The sequence below is a fragment of the Salinimicrobium sp. CAU 1759 genome, assembly GCF_054482715.1.
Genome location: NZ_JBTLRK010000002.1, coordinates 267,992 through 288,772, shown reverse-complemented (window position 1 = coordinate 288,772; position 20,781 = coordinate 267,992). Strand labels below are relative to the sequence as shown.

Here is a 20,781-nt window from a genome sequence, read left to right as displayed (position 1 = left end):
CTTAATTAAATCTTAAACTGCACCCGCATGAAACTTGTCATTCAGTTAGTTCTTTGGATTGTGATTATTTTCCTTGGATACCTGGTTTTTAATTCTGTTTATCAACCTATAAAATTCAATGAAGTCAAAGAGGCAAGATATGCCAAAGTAATTGAAAATCTTAAGGATATAAGAGATGCAGAACTGGCTCACCGTACAGTGACCGGAAAATTTGAAGGAAACTGGGATAATCTTGTTAGTTTTATCGATACCGCACAATTTACCCTTACTCAAAGGAGAGATACAACTGTAATGGATGAGGAGTATAGAAAAACTTACGGCGTTGACCGTAGGATAGAGATTGTAGTAATCGATACCTTAGGATATAAATCTGTAAAAGATTCTCTTTTTAAAGGGTCTGACCGGTATAAAACTATGATGAATGTTCCTATTGACGGAGTGGATGAGCAATTCCAACTATCTGCAGGTACAGTTGATAAAAGCGGAACCAAAATTCCTGTTTTCGAGGCTAAAATTGCAAAAGAGGTTATTCTTTATGATCAGGATAAAGATCTTGTAAACCAGGAAGAGCAGGTAGTTTCTGTAGATAACGTAAATGGTCCATTTATAAAAGTTGGTTCTATGGAAGAAGTTAAAACCAGCGGAAACTGGCCATTAAAGTATGGTGACGCAGAATAAGGAAGCAAATAACCCAAAAATAAAGTTGTCCATTCAGGTTAGCCTGAATGGACTTTCTTTTTGTGCCCTTTCTAAAGAGGAGAAAAGAATTTTATTCTTTAAGGATGTTCTGTTTTCCCGGAAGTTAAATCCTGCACAGGTGCTTCAGCAAATAGAAAAACAATACGAACAGGAGGCATTTTTGAGAGATGAGAAGCCCGAGGTAATTGTGCTTTTCTCAAATGAACTATACAGCCTTGTGCCTCAAAAGTTTTTTGAGGAAGAAAATGCTTCGGAATATCTCAAGTACAACACCAAGATCCTGGAAACAGATTATGTGGCTCATGATGAGATCCCTTCCGCAGGAATGGTGAATGTATATATTCCTTACACGAACATCAATAACTTCTTTTTTGAGAGGTATGGGGAATTTGAATACAGGCATTGCGTAAGTGTACTGGCGCAGGAATTCGCGATTCAGAATCGTTTTCAAACTGACGGAACAAGGGTTTACCTAAACAGCTTTCCCGGAGGATATGATCTACTGGTGTATCAAAGAGGGCAACTCCTGCTGGCTAATACTTTTAAATGCTCTACCCGGGAAGACTTTATTTATTACCTGCTCTTTTGCGCTGAACAACTGGACCTGGATCCTTCCAGCTTTGAGTTGATGCTGCTTGGCAGGATCAAAAAAAATTCAGATTATTACGACATTGCCTACACGTATGTAAAGGAGATAAAATTCATGAATACTGCATTCGGTTTCCTCTACAACGCGAAGGAAGAACCGCCAAAAGGTTATATGCACTACACGCTTTTTAAAGTACTTGAATGAGAATAGTTTCAGGAATACATAAAGGTAAAAGGATCATTGCACCCAAGAAGTTACCGGTGAGGCCCACCACTGATTTTGCGAAGGAGGCACTTTTCAACATTCTCAATAACCAGTACCACTTTTCCGCTCTAAATGTCATAGACCTTTTTAGTGGTACCGGTAATATCACCTACGAGTTTGGATCGAGAGGTGCAGTTGATATCCTTGCTGTCGACGCGCATTTTGAGTGCGTGAAATTCATCAATAAAAAGGCCGGAGAACTTCACCTTCCTGTGAGGACGATAAAAAGCGATGTCTTTAAATTTTTACAGGCCACAGGAGAAAAAGCTCATATTATTTTTGCCGACCCTCCATACAACTTTGAAGCCGATAAACTTCAGCAAATTGTTGAACTTACCTTTGCCCGGGATCTTCTTGAAGAAGGCGGTTCTTTGATCATTGAGCATAGAAAACAGGTTGATCTTTCTCACCTGGATCACTTCACCGAAGTGCGAAAGTACGGAAATTCTGTATTTAGTTTTTTTATGTAAATTAGAGGATGGTGTTACCCCTTTCCATACTTGAACTGGAATTTACTGTACTTGAATTCCACACAAATTTTGTTATGTCTAAACCCCGGGAAGGTCAGGTTCTCGAGGGGAAGCAAGTGGCAGATCTTGTGGAGGTATGCAGCGACTTCTATAAAGGCAAAACTTTCGTTTATATCTCCTACCGGGTCAATGATTATAATGTAAATCCAACGATTTATCTTGATCTGGATAAATTTAAGAACCTGAAAGGAATAGCCATAGTAAGCAAAAAAAAATCTTCTCTTAATATGGCCAGCTTCGAGAAAAAATTCTGCAAACTGCCCTACGAGATCTTCACAGAGCTGGATCCAGCTAAAAATTGGGTAGAAAAAATGGTTTCTGAAGAGAAATAAAAAAAGCAGACCTGTAAGCCGGATTCTGTTTCCCGTCCTAATAGCTATTAGAAGAGACCTTATCATTTATCTGAAACTTTTGTTGCCAAAAGTCTTTAGCTGCCTACCCTCCGGCAACGGACGGGCAATCCTTAACAGCCGGTATACATGGCATTGCACCGCATAGAGTTTACCTGATTTCACTACAGCATTACCTGTACATCCTTTCTGTTGCACTAGTCCTGATCCCGTCCCGAAAGCTCGGGACGGGACCGATGGGTGTTACCCACTATGCTGCCCTACGGTGTCCGGACTTTCCTCCTTCCGCTTTAACGCGGAAAGCGATAAGGCGGTCTGCTTTTGGCAAAGATACATTTATAATGCCATTTTTGACAGGTATAAAATTCCCGACACAACAGACAGTGTCAACAGGTTTTTGTGGATAAAAACAAGGGGATTCTCCCCTGCTTCGAAATTGTATTTTTATATTTGTCATCTAAAGCATTCCAATGGAACATTTTGTAGTATCGGCGAGGAAATACCGCCCTCAAACTTTTAAAGACGTTGTGGGCCAGCAGGCTATCACCAATACGCTACTCAATGCCATTGAACACAATCACCTGGCACAGGCCCTGCTTTTCACCGGTCCCCGGGGAGTTGGAAAAACAACCTGCGCCCGAATTCTTGCAAAAAAGATCAACCAGGACGGCAACCAGGATCCCAATGAAGATTTTGCTTTTAATATCTTCGAACTGGATGCCGCTTCCAATAACTCTGTAGATGATATAAGAAACCTTATCGACCAGGTTAGGATCCCGCCACAGGTAGGAAAATACAAGGTCTATATTATTGATGAGGTGCATATGTTATCCCAGGCGGCTTTTAATGCCTTTCTAAAGACACTGGAGGAACCACCAAAGCATGCGATCTTTATTCTTGCAACTACAGAAAAGCACAAGATCATCCCAACCATCCTATCCCGCTGCCAGATCTTTGATTTTAAAAGAATTACAGTTAAGGATGCAAAAGATTATCTTGGGTATATAGCACAACAGGAAGGTGTGGAAGCCGAAGATGATGCCCTGCATATCATAGCTCAAAAGGCAGATGGTGCGATGAGGGATGCTTTATCGATTTATGACAGGGTGGTGAGCTTTAGCGGAAAGAACCTTACCCGGCAGGCAGTGACAGAGAACCTGAACGTATTGGATTATGACACCTATATATCGGCGACTGACCTGATCCTCAAAAATGACATTCCGCAGCTGCTTTTACTTTTCAATGAGATCCTGAGCCACGGCTTTGACGGGCACCACTTTATTGCGGGTCTTGCGTCCCATTTTAGGGACCTGTTAGTATGCAAGGACACCAAAACCATCAACCTGTTGGAAGTTGGTGACAATACAAAAGCCTTATATCATCAACAGTCGCAGCAGGCACCTTCCGGTTTCCTTCTGAAAGGAATTGAACTGGCCAACGAATGTGATTTACAATACAAAAGCAGCCGAAATCAGAGATTACTTGTTGAGCTATGCCTGATGCAACTGGCATCGATCACCTTTAGCGACGAAAAAAAAAAGGATAGCAGCTACATAATTCCGCCAAACCATTTCACCGGAACTCCGATTCCGGCACCGGCACTTAAACTTTCTTCCAAAGAGAAAGAAGTAATTGTCAATAACGAATACGCAAAGGGAGATTCCGCCGCTCCGGTGGAGGCACAGCTACCCAAACCTTCAGCCAACCCTGCAGCCGATTGTTCTCCAAACGATATGGTTGCTGAACCCGAAGCACAAAGACCTTCCGAGGGAAAAGAGACATCAGAAGCAAAGACTAATCCGGCTGTAGCAACTCAGGTAGAATCTGAAGTCACTACTTTAACTGAAAAAGAAGAAGCGCCTGCCAGGCAAACCGAAGCAGCGACAGAACTTGCCAGCAAAAAAGTTTCAGGTCTTTCCCTGAAAAGCATTCAGAAGAAAAAAGAACTCGAGGCACAAAAGCGGGAAGCACAGGCTGAAGTAGAGGTGGTTAAAAATGGAAAATTCAGCGAAGAAGAAATGCAGGCTGCATGGCAGGAGTTCAGCGAAGAGCAGAACGATAAAGGTGAGAAGATCCTTGCCTCTATCATGCAAACTGACACCCCCGCATTGATGGGTAAAAATATTCGTGTTGAACTGCCGAATGAAACCATGAAACTGGAGCTCGAAAAAGTGCAGTATCACCTCATGGGATTCCTTAAAGAAAAATTGCAGAATACCCACATTCAGCTGAAAGTCACAGTGAATGAAAAAGCAGAAAAGAAATTTGCTTTTACCGCTATAGAAAAGTTTGAAAAACTGAGGGAGAAAAATCCTCTTATTGAGAAGTTACGTTCCACCTTTGATCTGGATGTATAATGTTAGGTTTAAAATTACCCACAGACCCGCGTTGGGTCAATATTGTTGAAAAGAACATTGAGGAGATCCTTACAGATCACGCCTACTGTGAACAAAAGGCTGCCTCGACTGCAATTTCACTTATCGTCACCCATCCCGAATATTCTGAACTGGTAACTGCCATGACTGCCCTGGCGCGGGAGGAAATGGGACATTTTAGGATGGTACATGACCGTATTCTGGAGAGAGGTCTTAGCCTTGGCCGGGATCGAAAAGATGAATACGTAATAAAACTGATGACCTTCTTCCCAAAAGGAGGCAGCCGCCTTACAAGTCTAATTCACAGGTTACTGTATGCTGCGTTGATCGAAGCCCGAAGCTGCGAACGCTTCAGGCTGCTCTCAGAAAATCTTGAGGACAGGGAACTGGCAGAATTCTACAGAAGTTTAATGGTAAGCGAAGCCAATCACTACACCATGTTCCTCAACTTTGCAAGAAAATATGGGGATCGCAAGGAGGTGGATCAAAAATGGCAGGATCTACTTCAATTTGAAGCACAGATCATGAAAGACCTCGGCAAGAAAGAGACTATGCACGGCTAGCTTCAAGAGTTTCCTGGTAGAGAGATTTTATAATTCCATCTGAAAGTCCAATTTTTGGAACATATATTCTACGGGCCCTCGTCCACTTCATAGCAGAAAGGTAGATCTTTGCAGCAGGCACGATAACATCTGCCCGGTCTTGATTCAGGTTTAGTTGTGTAATACGCTCTTCATAAGTGAATGACTGCAACAACTGGTAATAGGAACTGAGATACAGGAAGCTAAGCGGCTTTCCATTGGCTTTCCCACTACTTTTGAAAATGTTGTTGATGTTTCCACCAGAACCTATTAGGTCTATCTTGGTATATTCTTTTGTAACCTTCTTTATCCACTCCTCCACCTCTTTCCACACATCAGCAGATACCATATTTTCAAGCAGTCTTACAGTACCCAGTTTAAAAGATCGGGAAGCAACAGTTTTTCCTTTGGAATAGAGGGTGAATTCGGTGCTACCACCTCCCACATCCACATAAAGATATGTTTTATCAGTTTGAATCAAGGCGTGAAGATCTGTAGCAGCAATAATAGCTGCCTCATCATTACCATCAATAATGCTAATTTCCAAGCCAGTCTTCTCTTTGATCAATTGTGTGACCTCTTCTCCATTTTGGGACTCTCTCATCGCAGAGGTGGCACAGGCTTTGAACTTTTCGATTCTGTGAGATCTCATAAGTAACTTAAAAGCCTGCATGGTGTCGACCATCCTTTTAATGTTCTCTTCTGAAACCCTGCCGGTCAAAAACACATCTGCACCCAACCTTATGGGAACCCTCACAAGAGAAGTCTTCTTAAAATGAGCTTCTCTTCCCTCCTGCTCTGTAATTGTCATGATCAACAACCTTACGGCGTTGGATCCTATATCTATAGCGGCATATTTTTTTTGATCGATCAAACCTTTTCTTTTTCTGGTTCCAGTTTTTTGAAATAGTAGTCGTATAAAGCGAATTGGGAGCGGAGTGGCGGCTTATTGTTTCGGCGATAAGCATTATCCTGTTTCAGGGAGATCACCCTCGCCTTCACATTATCGCTCCAGCAAATCTCAAAAGTCTCTATAAGCTCTTTCTGAATATCTTTATCATATATAGGACAGCTAATTTCTACCCTGTAGTCCAGGTTCCGTGTCATCCAATCTGCCGATGAGATGTAGACTTTTGGCGTGCCTCCATTCTCGAATATAAAAATTCTGGGGTGCTCTAGATATTTATCTACAATACTTATCACCTGAATATTCTCACTCATTCCTTCCACTCCGGGAACAAGACAACAAATTCCCCGAATTATCAGCTTCATCTTCACTCCTGCCCTGCTGGCTTCATACAATTTGTCAATCAAAGGATAATCGGAAAGGCTATTCAGCTTAAGCCTTATGCCTGCCGGTTTTCCCTCCCTGGCATTATCTATTTCAGTCTGAATGAGCTTTACGAGGCCGCTTCTTGTGTAATGTGGAGAAACCAGCAAATGCTTATATCGGCTTACTTTATAGTTCACCTCAAAAAAGTCAAAGACCTTATTAACTTCTTTTAAAACACTCTGATTGCTGGTAAAAAGCGTAAGATCTGAATAAACACGGGCGGTAGATTCGTTAAGATTTCCGGTACTAACGAAACCGTATCTCCTGGCCTTTCCATTTTCCAACCTTTCCACCACACATGCTTTTGAATGCACCTTCAAACCTTTAACCCCAAAAATCAGGTTTACCCCTTCCTGCTGCATTTGTTCCGCATAATTGATATTGGCAACTTCATCAAAACGCGCTCTTAGTTCGATTTGAACCGTTACTTTTTTACCGTTCTTTACTGCATTAATTAAAGAGCTGGCGATATGAGAGATCTTGGCTAAGCGATAAATTGTGATCTTAATGGATTTTACAGCCGGATCTAATGCTGCCTCCCGCAGGAATTTAACCGTATAGGAGAAACTTTGATAAGGCGTATGTAACAAATAATCTTTCTTTGCGATTTCCTTAAACAAACTTGCCTGAAGAATTAGTCCGGGTACCGGTAGCGGCTCGTATGGCTTATACTGGAGCTCTTCTCCTCCAAGACTTGGGAAATTCCTATAGTCTCTTCTGTTGTGATAGCGGCCACCGGGAATAATACTGTCAGTAGCATCAATTCCCATTTTACTCATAAGATATTGCAGGGTATCCTGGTCTATATTCATATCATATACGAATCGCACCGGCTCCCCTTCAATTCTATCTTTTACGCTTGCAGATATTTTCTCTATAAAGGATTTACTAAGATCACTGTCTATATCAAGTTCGGCATCGCGGGTGATCTTGATCATATGAGCCGTAACATTTTCGTACTCAAAAATGTTGAAAATGGAATGTAAGTGATAGCGAATGAGATCATCGAGTAGGATGATGTACTGCTTTTCACCTTCCTTCGGAAGCACTACAAACCGCTCAATGCTCCTGGGAATTTCAATAAGTACATATTTCTTCTCCTTAAGCTGCCGGGAAACAACGTTGGAATTTGCCCTTTTTGGAGCAGGTTCTTTCATCACCATCTTCACCGCTAGGTATGCTGCGCTGTCCTTAAGTCTTGGAAGTTCTGCAAGATCATTGAGTACAATTGTGACCAGCGCCGGACTCACCTTTTGAAGAAAGAAGTTTTTCAGAAAAGGTTGTTGAGTCTTGGATACTTGCTTCTCATTTATGATAAAGATCTTGTGCTCCTTGAGCTTGTTCTGTATAGAATCCAGGATCTTAAGACTCTCGCTCTGCTGATCGATCACAATCTGTGTGATCTCTTCCAGAAGCTTATTTGCTTTAATTCCTCCAAGCACACTTTTCCCCCCTTTACCTGCCAGATCAATTCGCTTAATAGTAGCATAGCGCACCTTAAAGAACTCGTCAAGATTATTAGAAAATATTCCCAAAAACCGAAGTCTTTCAATAAGAGGCACAGTTTTATCTGCCGCTTCCTGTAAAACGCGCGCATTGAACTGCAGCCAGCTCAGCTCCCTGTTGATATATTGGTTCTCCTCCATTTACCTTAAATTCTTTGGGAATAAATGGAGCAAAGTTTTACCATCTTGAATATCCTGCCATTTTTCAGCTTCAAATTCGATCATTGTCAAACCTGTAGTAGGAACATTTGAAAAGTGTTGATCTCCTAATTGATTCACAACCCCCGTAATTGCAGGATTGTGACCAAATATCATTAGCGTATCAACCTGATCATCACATGATTTTATGATCTTGAGGAGAGTTTTACTGTCAAAAGTATAAAGCTCATCTTTAACCGAAAAATCTGCATCGTCTATCTCCAGCCTTTCTTTAAAGATCTCGGCCGTTGTCAATGCACGGGTAGCATAACTACTCCACAGCTTTAATGGTTTGCGGTGGAACCCAGAAAATGCATTCAACACCAGGGCTGCGTCTTTATAGGCTCTTTTTTTTAATGGGCGTTCATCGTCTGGCAGATCCTCTTCCCAGGAGGATTTGCCGTGTCTAACCAGGATCAGTTTCTTCATAATTATGGTGCTAGTCTGTCAATCTTCCACTCTTTTCCTTCCTTGCTGAAGTAAATACGATCATGCAGGCGATTAGGTCGACCCTGCCAGAATTCGAATTGAGAAGGAATAACTTTATATCCTCCCCAATATACGGGTTTTGGAATTTCTTTTCCGTTGTATTCCTTCTCCAGAAGATCCAATTTTTCCTGAAGATATTCGCGGGAAGGTATTACAGAACTTTGTTGGGAAACCAGGGCCCCCAATTGACTCCCTTTTGGGCGCGACTGAAAGTACTCTTTAGAATCTTCTACAGATGTTTTCTCTGCCACGCCTTTAATGATCACCTGCCGTTCTGAAGCAGGCCAGAAAAAGGAGAGACAGACCTTTGGATCTTTAGCTATTGCCTTCCCTTTGTCTGATTCGTAATTGGTATAGAACACAAATCCTTCATTGTCGTATTCCTTAAGCAGCACCACCCTTGTTGCAGGAAATCCATCCAACCCGATTGTGGAGAGATTCATGGTATTGACTTCTTCCACTTCCCGACTAGCCTCAACTTCCTGAAGCCAATAGTGAAAAAGTTTAAAAGGGTCTTGTGGTATTTCCTCCTCAAGAAGCTGGTATTTCTGGTATAATTTGCGGTAGTTGTGGAGTTTGCTTTTCATACAGCCAATTTACAAAATCTTCAGTTTAAAGAGAGAAAATATACTTGGAAAGAAGGGGAAATTTTGTAAGAATTAAATAAATAGAAAGGCAGACATTACGGTCTTATAACTGCCTGAAAAAGCTTCACTTAAGTGACCCTAAAATAAGAAAATATTAATGCTCTTTTTCTCACTATTTTCACGGTTGTAGGATTAGATGCACAAGGATTTTTTCTTAAAAAAACTCCCAATTTCGCTTGCATAATAAACTGTTTGTGTGTCGTTTGTCTGTAAAATCTCACACTACATCTAAAAGATCCGAAATTTCTTTTTTTAACAGATAATCGCTCTAATTTTACATTAGAATAAGATTGAAAAACGCATAAAATTGATCTGGTTTCCCCCCAATCGAATCAGGTGAATTTGTAAGAAGAATGAAAATTTATTCAGGTTATCCTTCCCTAAGGGATAATATGAACTTAACCAAAACCAACGAACAAAATATAAAAAAGTAGCCGAAAGGAATTAGTTCTTTGAATTAGTCCCCGGAAGGTCACAATAATTCAAACATGACGACTATGATTTGGAAAACTACTCTAACCAAAATTTTCCTTCCTGCCAAAAACGTGAAAAAAGAATTTCACGCTTTTGCCATTCCAGGGAATTCCAAAAATGCTGTAACGAAGGTGACTCTTTTGGTGGCATTTCTTTTTTTTACACCTCTTGCCGTTAATGCACAGTCAAGTGTGGAATGCGAAATTGGTGCTATTAATTGTCCTCCTACAGATATTGAAGAAAAATGTGGGGATGTACTTATTGGAGACATTCTCGGAAATTACGTCAATTGGACTGAGCCAGATTACTTTTTGGACTGTGGAGACCAGAATGGATATCAATATGAAATTTCCTTTGACCTTCCTGAGTCTCAAGAGGAGTGCTGGACTTTTTCAAAAGTGCAAAGAGTTGGGAATAAAAATGGAATATTACAATTATGGCAGTCTACAGGCAACACTGTAAATCCTGTTGTAAGATCCCCTTCGTTCTATATTAATGAAATTATGGACGGATCTCTGGATATTTATGCGGAAAGCGGTCAGAACTTTCAGGTGAACGTTAGCTTAAGAAATTCAGACGGGGTTCATTCCGGAACACTTACATCATTCACCGTTACAGGAAACAATAGTACAATTTCCTATCCCTTTAGTTTTGATCCTGCCAATTTTAATGGAACAGGTGATTATGATGGTAAGGTTTTTAGAATTGAGTTCGAATTTGTTCCGCTGGTTAGCAGAATGAAAACCGCCGCCAATTATGTGGAATTAATAACACTCGATGCCGGCTTGTTCAGTGAGGCCTGTGCAGCAGAGGCAAATTTTGCTGTAACCCAGACCCATAATCCGGGAGATTTTTTCCCCGTAGGAACAACCGAAGTCACTTACACGGCAACTTGTAACGGCTGTGTTCCAGTGCTTACAGAGTCCTGTAGTTTCAATGTTATAGTAAAACCTATGCCCGATATTCCTGTTGCTGCTGAAGTTGTTCAGCCTTCATGTGACACTGAAACAGGATCAATCTCTATTACTCCAGTTTACGGCATGGAATATAATCTTAATGGTGGTGCTTTTGGTTCTACTATTTTATGGTCCTCTCTTAATGCGGGGGATTATGCTGTGAAAGCGCGAAACGCTGAAGGATGTGAATCCACACCTCTTATAGTAACTATTAATCCTCAGCCTTCATCTCCTTCTGCTCCGGAAGCTTCGATTTCATCCCAGCCAGATTGTGACTCGTCGACCGGAAGCATAAGCGTATCGAACATTGATGCCAGTTATTCTTATAGTCTTCTTGATAGCAGTTATAATCCAACAGCTTACAGTATAAACAACGGAGTTTTTTCTGACTTACCAGGTGGAACTTATATCGTGCAGGCCGACAATGGAGATTGCCAGTCGACTTCAGAAGAATTAACTATTGTAGCTTTTGAAGATACAGAAGTTCCAACTATAACTGCTCCGGCTACTGTAACCGTACCAGCCAATGCTGACTGTCAGGCTACAGGTGTGGCATTAGGTACTCCGTCTACAGATGATAATTGTTCAGTTGCTAATGTGACTAACAATGCACCGGCTACTTTTGAGCTAGGAAACACAACTGTTACCTGGACTGTAACTGATGGAGCCGGAAATACTGCTACCGCTACTCAAACTGTAACTGTGGTAGACAACATCGATCCAACAATAACCGCTCCGGCTACCGTAACTGTACCAGCCAATGCTGAATGTCAGGCTACAGGTGTGGCACTAGGTACCCCGGTTACAGCTGATAACTGTTCAGTTGCTAATGTGACTAACGATGCACCGGCTACTTTTGAGCTTGGAAATACAACTGTTACCTGGACTGTAACTGATGGAGCCGGAAATACTGCTACCGCTACTCAAACTGTAACTGTGGTAGACAACACTGATCCAACAATCACTGCTCCTGCAACAGTAACTGTACCAGCAAATGCTGATTGTCAGGCTACAGGTGTGGCATTAGGCACTCCGTCTACAGATGATAATTGTTCAGTTGCTAATGTGACTAACAATGCACCGGCTACTTTTGAGCTTGGAAATACAACTGTTACCTGGACTGTAACTGATGGAGCCGGAAATACTGCTACCGCTACTCAAACTGTAACTGTGGTAGACAACACCGATCCAACAATAACCGCTCCGGCTACCGTAACTGTACCAGCCAATGCTGACTGTCAAGCTACAGGTGTGGCACTAGGCACTCCGGTTACAGATGATAACTGTTCAGTTGCTACAGTAACTAATGATGCACCGGCTACTTTTGAGCTTGGAAATACAACTGTTACCTGGACTGTAACTGATGGAGCCGGAAATACTGCTACCGCTACTCAAACTGTAACTGTGGTAGACAACACCGATCCAACAATAACCGCTCCGGCTACTGTGACTGTACCAGCTAATGCTGACTGTCAGGCTACAGGTGTGGCACTAGGTACTCCGGTTACAGCTGATAACTGTTCAGTTGCTACAGTAACTAATGATGCACCGGCAACTTTTGAGCTTGGAAATACAACTGTTACATGGATTGTAACTGATGGAGCCGGAAATACTGCTACCGCTACACAAACTGTAACTGTGGTAGACAACACCGATCCAACAATAACCGCTCCGGCTACTGTAACCGTACCAGCAAATGCTGATTGTCAGGCTACAGGTGTGGCACTAGGCACCCCGGTTACAGCTGATAATTGTTCAGTTGGTAGTGTGACTAACGATGCACCGGCTACTTTCGAGCTTGGAAACACAACTGTTACATGGACTGTAACTGATGAAGCCGGAAATACTGCTACCGCTACACAAACTGTAACTGTGGTAGACAATACCGATCCAACAATCACTGCTCCTGCAACAGTAACTGTACCAGCCAATGCTAATTGTCAGGCTACAGGTGTGGCACTAGGCACCCCGGTTACAGCTGATAATTGTTCAGTTGGTAGTGTGACTAACGATGCACCGGCTACTTTCGAGCTTGGAAATACAACTGTTACATGGACTGTAACTGATGGAGCCGGAAATACTGCTACCGCTACTCAAATTGTAACTGTGGTAGACAACACTGATCCAACAATCACTGCTCCTGCAACAGTGACCGTACCAGCAAATGCTGACTGCCAGGCTACAGGCGTGGCTTTAGGCACTCCAACTACAGCTGATAATTGTTCCGTTGCTACAGTAACTAATGATGCACCCGCTACTTTTGAGCTTGGAAATACAACTGTTACATGGACTGTAACTGATGGAGCCGGAAATACTGCTGTCGCTACTCAGACTGTAACTGTGGTAGACAACACCGATCCAACAATCACTGCTCCTGCAACAGTAACTGTACCAGCAAATGCTGACTGTCAGGCTACAGGTGTGGCATTAGGCACTCCGGTTACAGATGATAACTGTTCAGTTGCTACAGTAACTAATGATGCACCGGCAACTTTTGAGCTTGGAAATACAACTGTTACCTGGACTGTAACTGATAGAGCCGGAAATACTGCTACTGCTACTCAACTTGTTACTGTGGTTGACCAAACCGCTCCTGATGCTGTAACTCTTCAAACAATTAGAGGAAACTGTGAAGTGACTGTAAATGCTCCTACTACTCAGGATAACTGTGCAGGAACGATTACAGGTACCACCTCTGATCCTACTACCTATTCAGAACTTGGTACTTATAACATCACCTGGACTTTTGATGATGGAAACGGGAATACAACAACAGAGAACCAAACTGTAATCGTAGAGAACAACACTGCTCCGGTTGCGCCGGTACTTGCAGATGCTGTAGCTGAATGTGCAATCACTGTACCGGCCCCAACAACTACAAATGCTTGTACAGGAGAAACATTAACGGGAACAACTAACGATCCTGTCACCTACTCTGAACAGGGAGATTACTCTATCACCTGGACATTTGATGACGGAGACGGAAATATAGTTACCAGCACTCAAAACGTTTTTATAAATGATACTACCGCTCCTGAAGCTATCACTCTTGCTGATGTAACAGGTGAGTGTGAAGCTACTGTTACTGCTCCAACAACTACAGATAACTGTGCAGGAACTATTACTGCAACAACTGATGATCCTCTAACTTATACTGAGCAGGGAGAGTATGTTGTTACCTGGACCTTTGATGACGGGAACGGAAACATCACTACTGTAGAGCAGAACGTGATCGTGAATGACACCACCGCTCCTGAAGCTATCACTCTTGCTGATGTAACAGGTGAGTGTGAAGCTACTGTTACTGCTCCAACAACTACAGATAACTGTTCCGGTACTATTACTGCAACAACTAATGATGCTCTAACTTATACTGAGCAGGGAGAGTATGTTGTTACCTGGACCTTCAATGACGGGAACGGAAACACCACTACTGTAGAGCAGAACGTGATCGTGAATGACACCACCGCTCCTGAAGCCATCACTCTTGCTGATGTAACAGGTGAGTGTGAAGCTACTGTTACTGCTCCAACAACTACAGATAACTGTTCCGGTACTATTACTGCAACAACTGATGATGCTTTAACCTATACTGAGCAGGGAGAGTATGTTGTTACCTGGACCTTCAATGACGGGAACGGAAACACCACCACTGTAGAGCAGAACGTGATCGTAAAGGACACTACCACTCCTGAAGCCATTACTATTGCTGATGTAACAGGTGAGTGTGAAGCTACTGTTACTGCTCCAACAACTACAGATAATTGTGCAGGAACTATTACTGCAACAACTAATGATGCTCTAACTTATACTGAGCAGGGAGAATATGTTGTTACCTGGACCTTCAATGACGGGAACGGAAACACCACTACTGTAGAGCAGAACGTGATCGTGAATGACACTACCGCTCCTGATGCTGTAACTCTTCAGACGGTCACAGGAAACTGTGAAGTGACTGTAAATGCTCCTACTACTCAGGATAACTGTGCAGGAACAATTACAGGTACCACCTCTGATCCTACTACCTATTCAGAACTTGGTACTTATAACATCACCTGGACTTTTGATGATGGAAACGGGAATACAACAACAGAGAATCAAACTGTAATCGTAGAGAACAACACTGCTCCGGTTGCACCGGTACTTGCAGATGCTGTAGCTGAATGTGCAATCACTGTACCGGCCCCAACAACTACAAATGCTTGTACAGGAGAAACATTAACAGGAACAACTAACGATCCTGTCACCTACTCTGAACAGGGAGATTACTCTATCATCTGGACATTTGATGACGGAGACGGAAATATAGTTACCAGCACTCAAAACGTTTTTATAAATGATACTACCGCTCCTGAAGCTATCACTCTTGCTGATGTAACAGGTGAGTGTGAAGCTACTGTTACTGCTCCAACAACTACAGATAACTGTGCAGGAACTATTACTGCAACAACTGATGATGTTTTAACCTATACTCAGCAGGGAGAGTATGTTGTTACCTGGACCTTTGATGACGGGAATGGAAACACCACCACTGTAGAGCAGAACGTGATCGTGAATGACACCACCGCTCCTGAAGCTATCACTCTTGCTGATGTAACAGGTGAGTGTGAAGCTACTGTTACTGCTCCAACAACTACAGACAATTGTGCAGGTACTATCACTGCAACAACTAATGATGCTTTAACTTATACTGAGCAGGGCGAATACGTGGTAACCTGGACCTTTGATGACGGGAATGGAAACACCACCACTGTAGAGCAGAACGTGATCGTAAATGATACTACCGCTCCTGAAGCTATCACTCTTGCTGATGTAACAGGTGAGTGTGAAGCTACTGTTACTGCTCCAACAACTACAGATAACTGTGCAGGAACTATCACTGCAACAACTGATGATGCTTTAACCTATACTCAGCAGGGAGAGTATGTTGTTACCTGGACCTTTGATGACGGGAATGGAAACACCACCACTGTAGAGCAGAACGTGATCGTGAATGACACCACCGCTCCTGAAGCTATCACTCTTGCTGATGTAACAGGTGAGTGTGAAGCTACTGTTACTGTTCCAACAACAACAGATAACTGTTCCGGTACTATTACTGCAACAACTAATGATGCTCTAACTTATACTGAGCAGGGAGAGTATGTTGTTACCTGGACCTTCAATGACGGGAACGGAAACACAACTACTGTAGAGCAGAACGTGATCGTAAATGACACCACCGCTCCTGAAGCCATCACTCTTGCTGATGTAACAGGTGAGTGTGAAGCTACTGTTACTGCTCCAACAACTACAGATAACTGTTCCGGTACTATTACTGCAACAACTAATGATGCTTTAACCTATACTGAGCAGGGAGAGTATGTTGTTACCTGGACCTTCAATGACGGGAACGGAAACATCACTACTGTAGAGCAGAACGTGATCGTAAATGACACCACCGCTCCTGAAGCTATTACTCTTGCTGATGTAACAGGTGAGTGTGAAGCTACTGTTACTGCTCCAACAACTACAGATAATTGTGCAGGAACTATTACTGCAACAACTGATGATGCTCTAACTTATACTGAGCAGGGAGAGTATGTTGTTACCTGGACCTTCAATGACGGGAACGGAAACACCACTACTGTAGAGCAGAACGTGATCGTGAATGACACCACCGCTCCTGAAGCCATCACTCTTGCTGATGTAACAGGTGAGTGTGAAGCTACTGTTACTGCTCCAACAACTACAGATAATTGTGCAGGAACTATTACTGCAACAACTAATGATGCTCTAACTTATACTGAGCAGGGAGAGTATGTTGTTACCTGGACCTTCAATGACGGGAACGGAAATATCACTACTGTAGATCAAAACGTTATTGTAAGTGATAACTCTGCTCCGGTTTGGACATCTACACTTCCTGAGGACACCACTGTGAGCTGTAGCAACATTCCTGAAGCACCTGAAATGAATGCTGAAGATAACTGTGGAGTTACCATTGAATTTTCAGAAGAGATCGAAACTACAGACTGTGAATCCCTTTACCTTATTATAAGAACATGGATCGCTTCAGATGTCAACGGAAATTCCGCCGAACATACTCAGATCATAACTGTTGATGATACTACTGCTCCTACTCTGGTAGGGGAACTTCAGGAAGTGATCAACATCACCTGTGAAGAAGTGCCTGCAGCACCGGAACTAACCTTTGAAGATGCATGTTCTTCAGAAGTCACTACAGAATACAATGAGACAAATCAGGAGGGTGAGAATGGAAGCTACGTCATAACCAGAACATGGACTGTATCTGACTGTGCCGGAAATGTCGAAGTCTTTACCCAGACTGTGAACGTGGATCCTTCAGTGGATCCAATCCAAACCACCACAGCCGACCTTTGTACCGAGGACAGCACTCTTGAACTTACCGAACTGTTTATCGGGGAATACGACACCAGTGGTACCTGGGAAGATACCATGAACACCGGCGCATTGAACAACGGAGTAATTGACCCTGCCTTACTTGCGGTTGGACAGTACACCTTTGACTATGTGATCAACAATGGAGAGTGTTCTTCTACAACTACGGTAACGGTAAGCATAAATGATGATTGTGTTGTTCTTCCTTGTGAAGTCGAAGATATTAGAAACAGTATTTCTAAAGCTGTCACTCCAAACGGAGATAACATCAACGACGAATTTAAAGTTGGAAGAGATCTTGACTGTGGCTTTACTTATAGCTTAAAGGTTTTCAACCGCTGGGGGAATGAAGTATTCAGCTCAAATAACTATACCGGTGGCTGGGATGGAACATCAAGTAGTTCTGTAACCGGAGACCAACTACCTTCTGGAACTTACTTCTACATCGTGGAAATTCAACAAAGCGGATTTGAACCAATCCAGGGTTATATCTATCTAGGAACAAAATAAATCGATAAACATGAAAAAAATCTACCCAATAATAATCCTTCTGTTTATTAGTGTGTGTACCAATGCGCAACAGCTGCCCCAGTTTACGCAATACATGTACAACACTATCTCCATCAACCCGGCATATGCGGGTAACCGTGACGCGATCTCGGTGGTGGGACTGCACAGAAGTCAGTGGGCAGGAATTGACGGTGCTCCAGAGACGCAAACCCTCTCCATTCACTCCCCATTGAGGAATGAGAAGATCGGTCTTGGTGTTTCCATCATCAATGACAATATAGGCTACGAGAATTATACCTATGCGTATGCCGATTTCTCCTATACTATTAATGTAAGTGACAATACTACCCTTTCTATGGGATTAAAAGGAGGAATGAGCTATTATAATTTGGAGGAGGAACTAATGGCCGATGTACCCGATGATCCATTCTTTAGAGGAGATACCTTCAACCGTTGGACACCGAATTTTGGCGCAGGTCTATACCTTTCTTCACAGGATTGGTATGTGGGTCTTTCAACACCAAAATTCATCAACAATGATAACAATGACCAGGAAGGAAGTGAATATGTTGCCTTGGAACAGGTTCACTATTATATGACGGGGGGTTATGTCTTTGATCTTAGCGAAAATGTAAAACTTCGCCCCACTACCCTCTTTAAAATGACAAAAGGAGCCCCTCTTTCTGTAGATGTTTCGGGAACATTTATTTTCAATGAGAAGCTTTACCTTGGAGCTAATTATCGCTTCGATGATGCCGTTGGAGCATTTGTAGATTTTCAGATCCTGCCAAGCTTTAGAGTTGGCTATGGTTACGAATATTCAGTAAGTGACCTGCAGCCATATACCTCAGGTTCTCACGAGATCCTGTTGATCTACGAACTTAGACTAGGAAACACGAAATATAAATCCCCAAGGTTCTTCTAATTTAAATTAAGGATTATGAACAAAAACTACATACTACTTCTGTTGCTCATTTTTCCGGCTTTTCTATTTGCTCAATCTTCAAAGCAAAAAAAGGCAGACCGGTATTTTGAGAATTTTGCCTACACCAAAGCAATTGAAGAATATAAAGAACTGCTGGAGGATGATTACAATACAGCCTACAACCAGCAGCAACTGGCCAACAGCTATTACAAACTGAGGGATCCTGAGAATGCAGTTAATTATTATGCAATGGTTGTAGAGCAGCCAAACGTTTCTCCGGAAGTTTATTATAAGTACGCCCAAATGTTACGTGGAGTGCGAGAATATGACAAATCTCGTGAATGGCTCCAAAAATATCAGGAGGCAGCCCGTAATCCTCAGGGCGTGGAAGAGCTTTTGAAGCCTGGTGAAATAGCAGTTTATGACGGCCTGGAAACTTTTAGGGTAATACCGGCCGATTTTAATTCTCAGTTCAGTGACTTTGGAGGATTCTATAACAATGGAACCATCTTTTTCACTTCTGCCAGAGGTAAAGCCGATGTGAAGACCAAGATCTATGACTGGACCGGTGAGCCTTTCCTGGATATATATAAAACCACAGCTCAAGGTGGACAGGTACAGCCAATTCCGGGAGATGTAAATACGGTACGACATGAAGGTCCTGTAACTATTTCGCCTGACGGGCAAACCATGTATTTTACCCGAAACAACTACCTGAAACGCGATGGAAAGAAGGACGATGAAGGTGTAAATCACCTAAAGATATATAAAGCATCACTTGTTAACGGAGCGTGGACCAACATTGAAGAACTTCCGTTTAGCAGCGACACCTATTCTGTAGGTCACCCAAGCATTTCCAGTGATGGAAACACCTTGTATTATGTTTCCGAAGCTCCCGGAGGAATGGGAGGATCAGATATCTATAAAGTTTCCTTAGAAAATGGCACTTTTGGCACCCCTGAAAATTTAGGAGCTCCTGTTAATACGCCCGGAAATGAGGTATTTCCTTTTATAGCTGAAAACGGAAATTTCTACTTTTCTTCTGATGGTCATAAGGGATTTGGACTTCTGGATGTTTTTGTTGTTACAGCTGATGCACCCGGAAATGTTCAAAACCTGGGTGAGCCTGTCAACAGTAGTATGGATGATTTTGCTTTCACACATGCCGGCGGTGAAAACACCCGTGGCTTCGTGTCTTCTAACCGCGAAGGCGGAATGGGTAATGATGACATCTATGAACTAAATATTCTGGCTCCTCTCACTTTAAAAGGAACGGTTACAGATTCAATTAACAATAAGCCCATTGCTAATGCGACTATAAGACTTTTGGGTGAAGATGGTCAACAAATTGCCTTTTTGGAAACCGATCCACAGGGAAATTTTGACACAGAAATTGCCCGAGACAAAACCTATCCATTGGAAGCCAAGCACATCAAATACGACACTAAAACTCAAGAGATCAATACGGCCAATATGGACGACAAGACAGAGCTGGTTTACAATATAGAATTAGCTCCTGTTCGCGACGTGGAATACCTGGCAGAGATCAATAAGATCTACTTTGACTTTGATAAGGCTAACATTCGTCCCGATGCTGCACAAGAACTTGACAAACTGGTCAACCTGATGAAGAATGATTATCCCGAATTGGTGATCGAAATAGGTTCGCACACAGACCGTAGAGGATCTGCAGCATACAACCGAAGATTAGCTGAAAGAAGAGCTCAATCCACTTTTGATTATTTAGTTGAAAACGGAATTGCTCCTGAAAGAATTGTCACTTACAAAGGTTATGGAGAAGAACAGCCAGAAGTTGAGTGTACAAATTGTAACGAACAACAACATCAATTAAACAGAAGATCCATTTTTAAAGTGGTTAAAATGGAGTAAGATCCCTACACCCGCTAACCAACCAATGAAAAGGAGGCTCTTGAGCCTCCTTTTCTTTTTACTG

At 42.4% G+C, this 20,781-nt stretch carries 13 protein-coding genes and 1 other RNA gene; 9 read left to right on the top strand and 5 right to left on the bottom strand.

Annotated elements, in window-relative coordinates; genetic code table 11:
• Window positions 1-27 precede the first annotated feature (27 nt).
• From ACXYMT_RS12405 to ACXYMT_RS12390, 4 genes are read left to right on the top strand one after another with little or no spacing between them, the layout of a single operon-like run.
• Complete coding sequence (locus tag ACXYMT_RS12405; protein ID WP_459059417.1) at window positions 28-678, top strand: hypothetical protein; 651 nt, start codon at window positions 28-30, stop codon at window positions 676-678.
• A complete protein-coding gene (locus tag ACXYMT_RS12400; protein WP_459059416.1) occupies window positions 662-1,492 on the top strand; it encodes a DUF3822 family protein in 831 nt (276 codons plus the stop codon). The genes ACXYMT_RS12405 and ACXYMT_RS12400 overlap by 17 nt, the downstream gene beginning before the upstream one ends.
• On the top strand, window positions 1,489-2,022 hold the full coding sequence (locus ACXYMT_RS12395) for an RsmD family RNA methyltransferase (protein ID WP_459059415.1): 534 nt from the start codon (window positions 1,489-1,491) through the stop codon (window positions 2,020-2,022). Before ACXYMT_RS12400 ends, ACXYMT_RS12395 begins: the two co-directional genes overlap by 4 nt.
• Before the next feature lie 8 nt (window positions 2,023-2,030).
• A complete protein-coding gene (locus ACXYMT_RS12390) occupies window positions 2,031-2,414 on the top strand; it encodes a hypothetical protein (RefSeq protein ID WP_459059414.1) in 384 nt (127 codons plus the stop codon).
• Here ACXYMT_RS12390 and rnpB read toward each other — a convergent pair.
• Window positions 2,413-2,754: RNase P RNA component class A (gene rnpB / locus ACXYMT_RS12385), an RNA gene on the bottom strand. The two genes, ACXYMT_RS12390 and rnpB, sit on opposite strands and share 2 nt — an antisense overlap.
• 148 nt (window positions 2,755-2,902) lie before the next feature.
• Here rnpB and ACXYMT_RS12380 point away from each other — a divergent pair.
• Both ACXYMT_RS12380 and ACXYMT_RS12375 read left to right on the top strand, forming a co-directional pair.
• Entirely contained in the window at window positions 2,903-4,789 is a 1,887-nt protein-coding gene (locus tag ACXYMT_RS12380) for a DNA polymerase III subunit gamma/tau (protein WP_459059413.1), read from the top strand.
• A complete protein-coding gene (locus ACXYMT_RS12375; protein WP_459059412.1) occupies window positions 4,789-5,370 on the top strand; it encodes a MiaE family protein in 582 nt (193 codons plus the stop codon). Before ACXYMT_RS12380 ends, ACXYMT_RS12375 begins: the two co-directional genes overlap by 1 nt.
• On the opposite strand, the gene ACXYMT_RS12370 is transcribed toward ACXYMT_RS12375, so the two are convergent.
• Genes ACXYMT_RS12370 through pdxH form a run of 4 tightly spaced genes read right to left on the bottom strand, consistent with a single transcriptional unit; the run spans window position 5,357 to window position 9,500 of the window.
• A complete protein-coding gene (locus tag ACXYMT_RS12370) occupies window positions 5,357-6,262 on the bottom strand; it encodes a Ppx/GppA phosphatase family protein (protein ID WP_459059411.1) in 906 nt (301 codons plus the stop codon). The two genes, ACXYMT_RS12375 and ACXYMT_RS12370, sit on opposite strands and share 14 nt — an antisense overlap.
• The gene (gene ppk1 / locus ACXYMT_RS12365) at window positions 6,259-8,367 is read right to left on the bottom strand and encodes a polyphosphate kinase 1 (RefSeq protein ID WP_459059410.1); all 2,109 of its coding nucleotides are present in this window, start codon (window positions 8,365-8,367) and stop codon (window positions 6,259-6,261) included. Before ppk1 ends, ACXYMT_RS12370 begins: the two co-directional genes overlap by 4 nt.
• On the bottom strand, window positions 8,368-8,853 hold the full coding sequence (locus tag ACXYMT_RS12360; RefSeq protein ID WP_459059409.1) for a SixA phosphatase family protein: 486 nt from the start codon (window positions 8,851-8,853) through the stop codon (window positions 8,368-8,370).
• 2 nt (window positions 8,854-8,855) lie between these two features.
• Complete coding sequence (gene pdxH, locus ACXYMT_RS12355) at window positions 8,856-9,500, bottom strand: pyridoxamine 5'-phosphate oxidase (protein ID WP_459059408.1); 645 nt, start codon at window positions 9,498-9,500, stop codon at window positions 8,856-8,858.
• A gap of 557 nt (window positions 9,501-10,057) precedes the next feature.
• Here pdxH and ACXYMT_RS12350 point away from each other — a divergent pair.
• From ACXYMT_RS12350 to ACXYMT_RS12340, 3 genes are read left to right on the top strand one after another with little or no spacing between them, the layout of a single operon-like run.
• A complete protein-coding gene (locus ACXYMT_RS12350) occupies window positions 10,058-17,902 on the top strand; it encodes an HYR-like domain-containing protein (RefSeq protein ID WP_459059407.1) in 7,845 nt (2,614 codons plus the stop codon).
• 10 nt (window positions 17,903-17,912) lie between these two features.
• Entirely contained in the window at window positions 17,913-18,827 is a 915-nt protein-coding gene (locus tag ACXYMT_RS12345; RefSeq protein WP_459059406.1) for a PorP/SprF family type IX secretion system membrane protein, read from the top strand.
• Between the two features lie 15 nt (window positions 18,828-18,842).
• Complete coding sequence (locus tag ACXYMT_RS12340; RefSeq protein WP_459059405.1) at window positions 18,843-20,717, top strand: OmpA family protein; 1,875 nt, start codon at window positions 18,843-18,845, stop codon at window positions 20,715-20,717.
• The last annotated feature ends 64 nt before the right edge of the window (window positions 20,718-20,781 follow it).

Bases quoted from the DNA above. Each gene is read 5' to 3' on its own strand.
- ACXYMT_RS12345 (WP_459059406.1), top strand. From the start codon at position 17,913: ATGAAAAAAATCTACCCAATAATAATCCTTCTGTTTATTAGTGTGTGT.
- ACXYMT_RS12375 (WP_459059412.1), top strand. From the start codon at position 4,789: ATGTTAGGTTTAAAATTACCCACAGACCCGCGTTGGGTCAATATTGTT.
- ACXYMT_RS12390 (WP_459059414.1), top strand. From the start codon at position 2,031: ATGGTGTTACCCCTTTCCATACTTGAACTGGAATTTACTGTACTTGAA.
- ACXYMT_RS12405 (WP_459059417.1), top strand. From the start codon at position 28: ATGAAACTTGTCATTCAGTTAGTTCTTTGGATTGTGATTATTTTCCTT.
- ACXYMT_RS12395 (WP_459059415.1), top strand. From the start codon at position 1,489: ATGAGAATAGTTTCAGGAATACATAAAGGTAAAAGGATCATTGCACCC.
- ACXYMT_RS12350 (WP_459059407.1), top strand. From the start codon at position 10,058: ATGATTTGGAAAACTACTCTAACCAAAATTTTCCTTCCTGCCAAAAAC.
- ppk1 (WP_459059410.1), bottom strand. From the start codon at position 8,367: ATGGAGGAGAACCAATATATCAACAGGGAGCTGAGCTGGCTGCAGTTC.
- ACXYMT_RS12380 (WP_459059413.1), top strand. From the start codon at position 2,903: ATGGAACATTTTGTAGTATCGGCGAGGAAATACCGCCCTCAAACTTTT.
- ACXYMT_RS12360 (WP_459059409.1), bottom strand. From the start codon at position 8,853: ATGAAGAAACTGATCCTGGTTAGACACGGCAAATCCTCCTGGGAAGAG.
- ACXYMT_RS12400 (WP_459059416.1), top strand. From the start codon at position 662: ATGGTGACGCAGAATAAGGAAGCAAATAACCCAAAAATAAAGTTGTCC.
- pdxH (WP_459059408.1), bottom strand. From the start codon at position 9,500: ATGAAAAGCAAACTCCACAACTACCGCAAATTATACCAGAAATACCAG.
- ACXYMT_RS12340 (WP_459059405.1), top strand. From the start codon at position 18,843: ATGAACAAAAACTACATACTACTTCTGTTGCTCATTTTTCCGGCTTTT.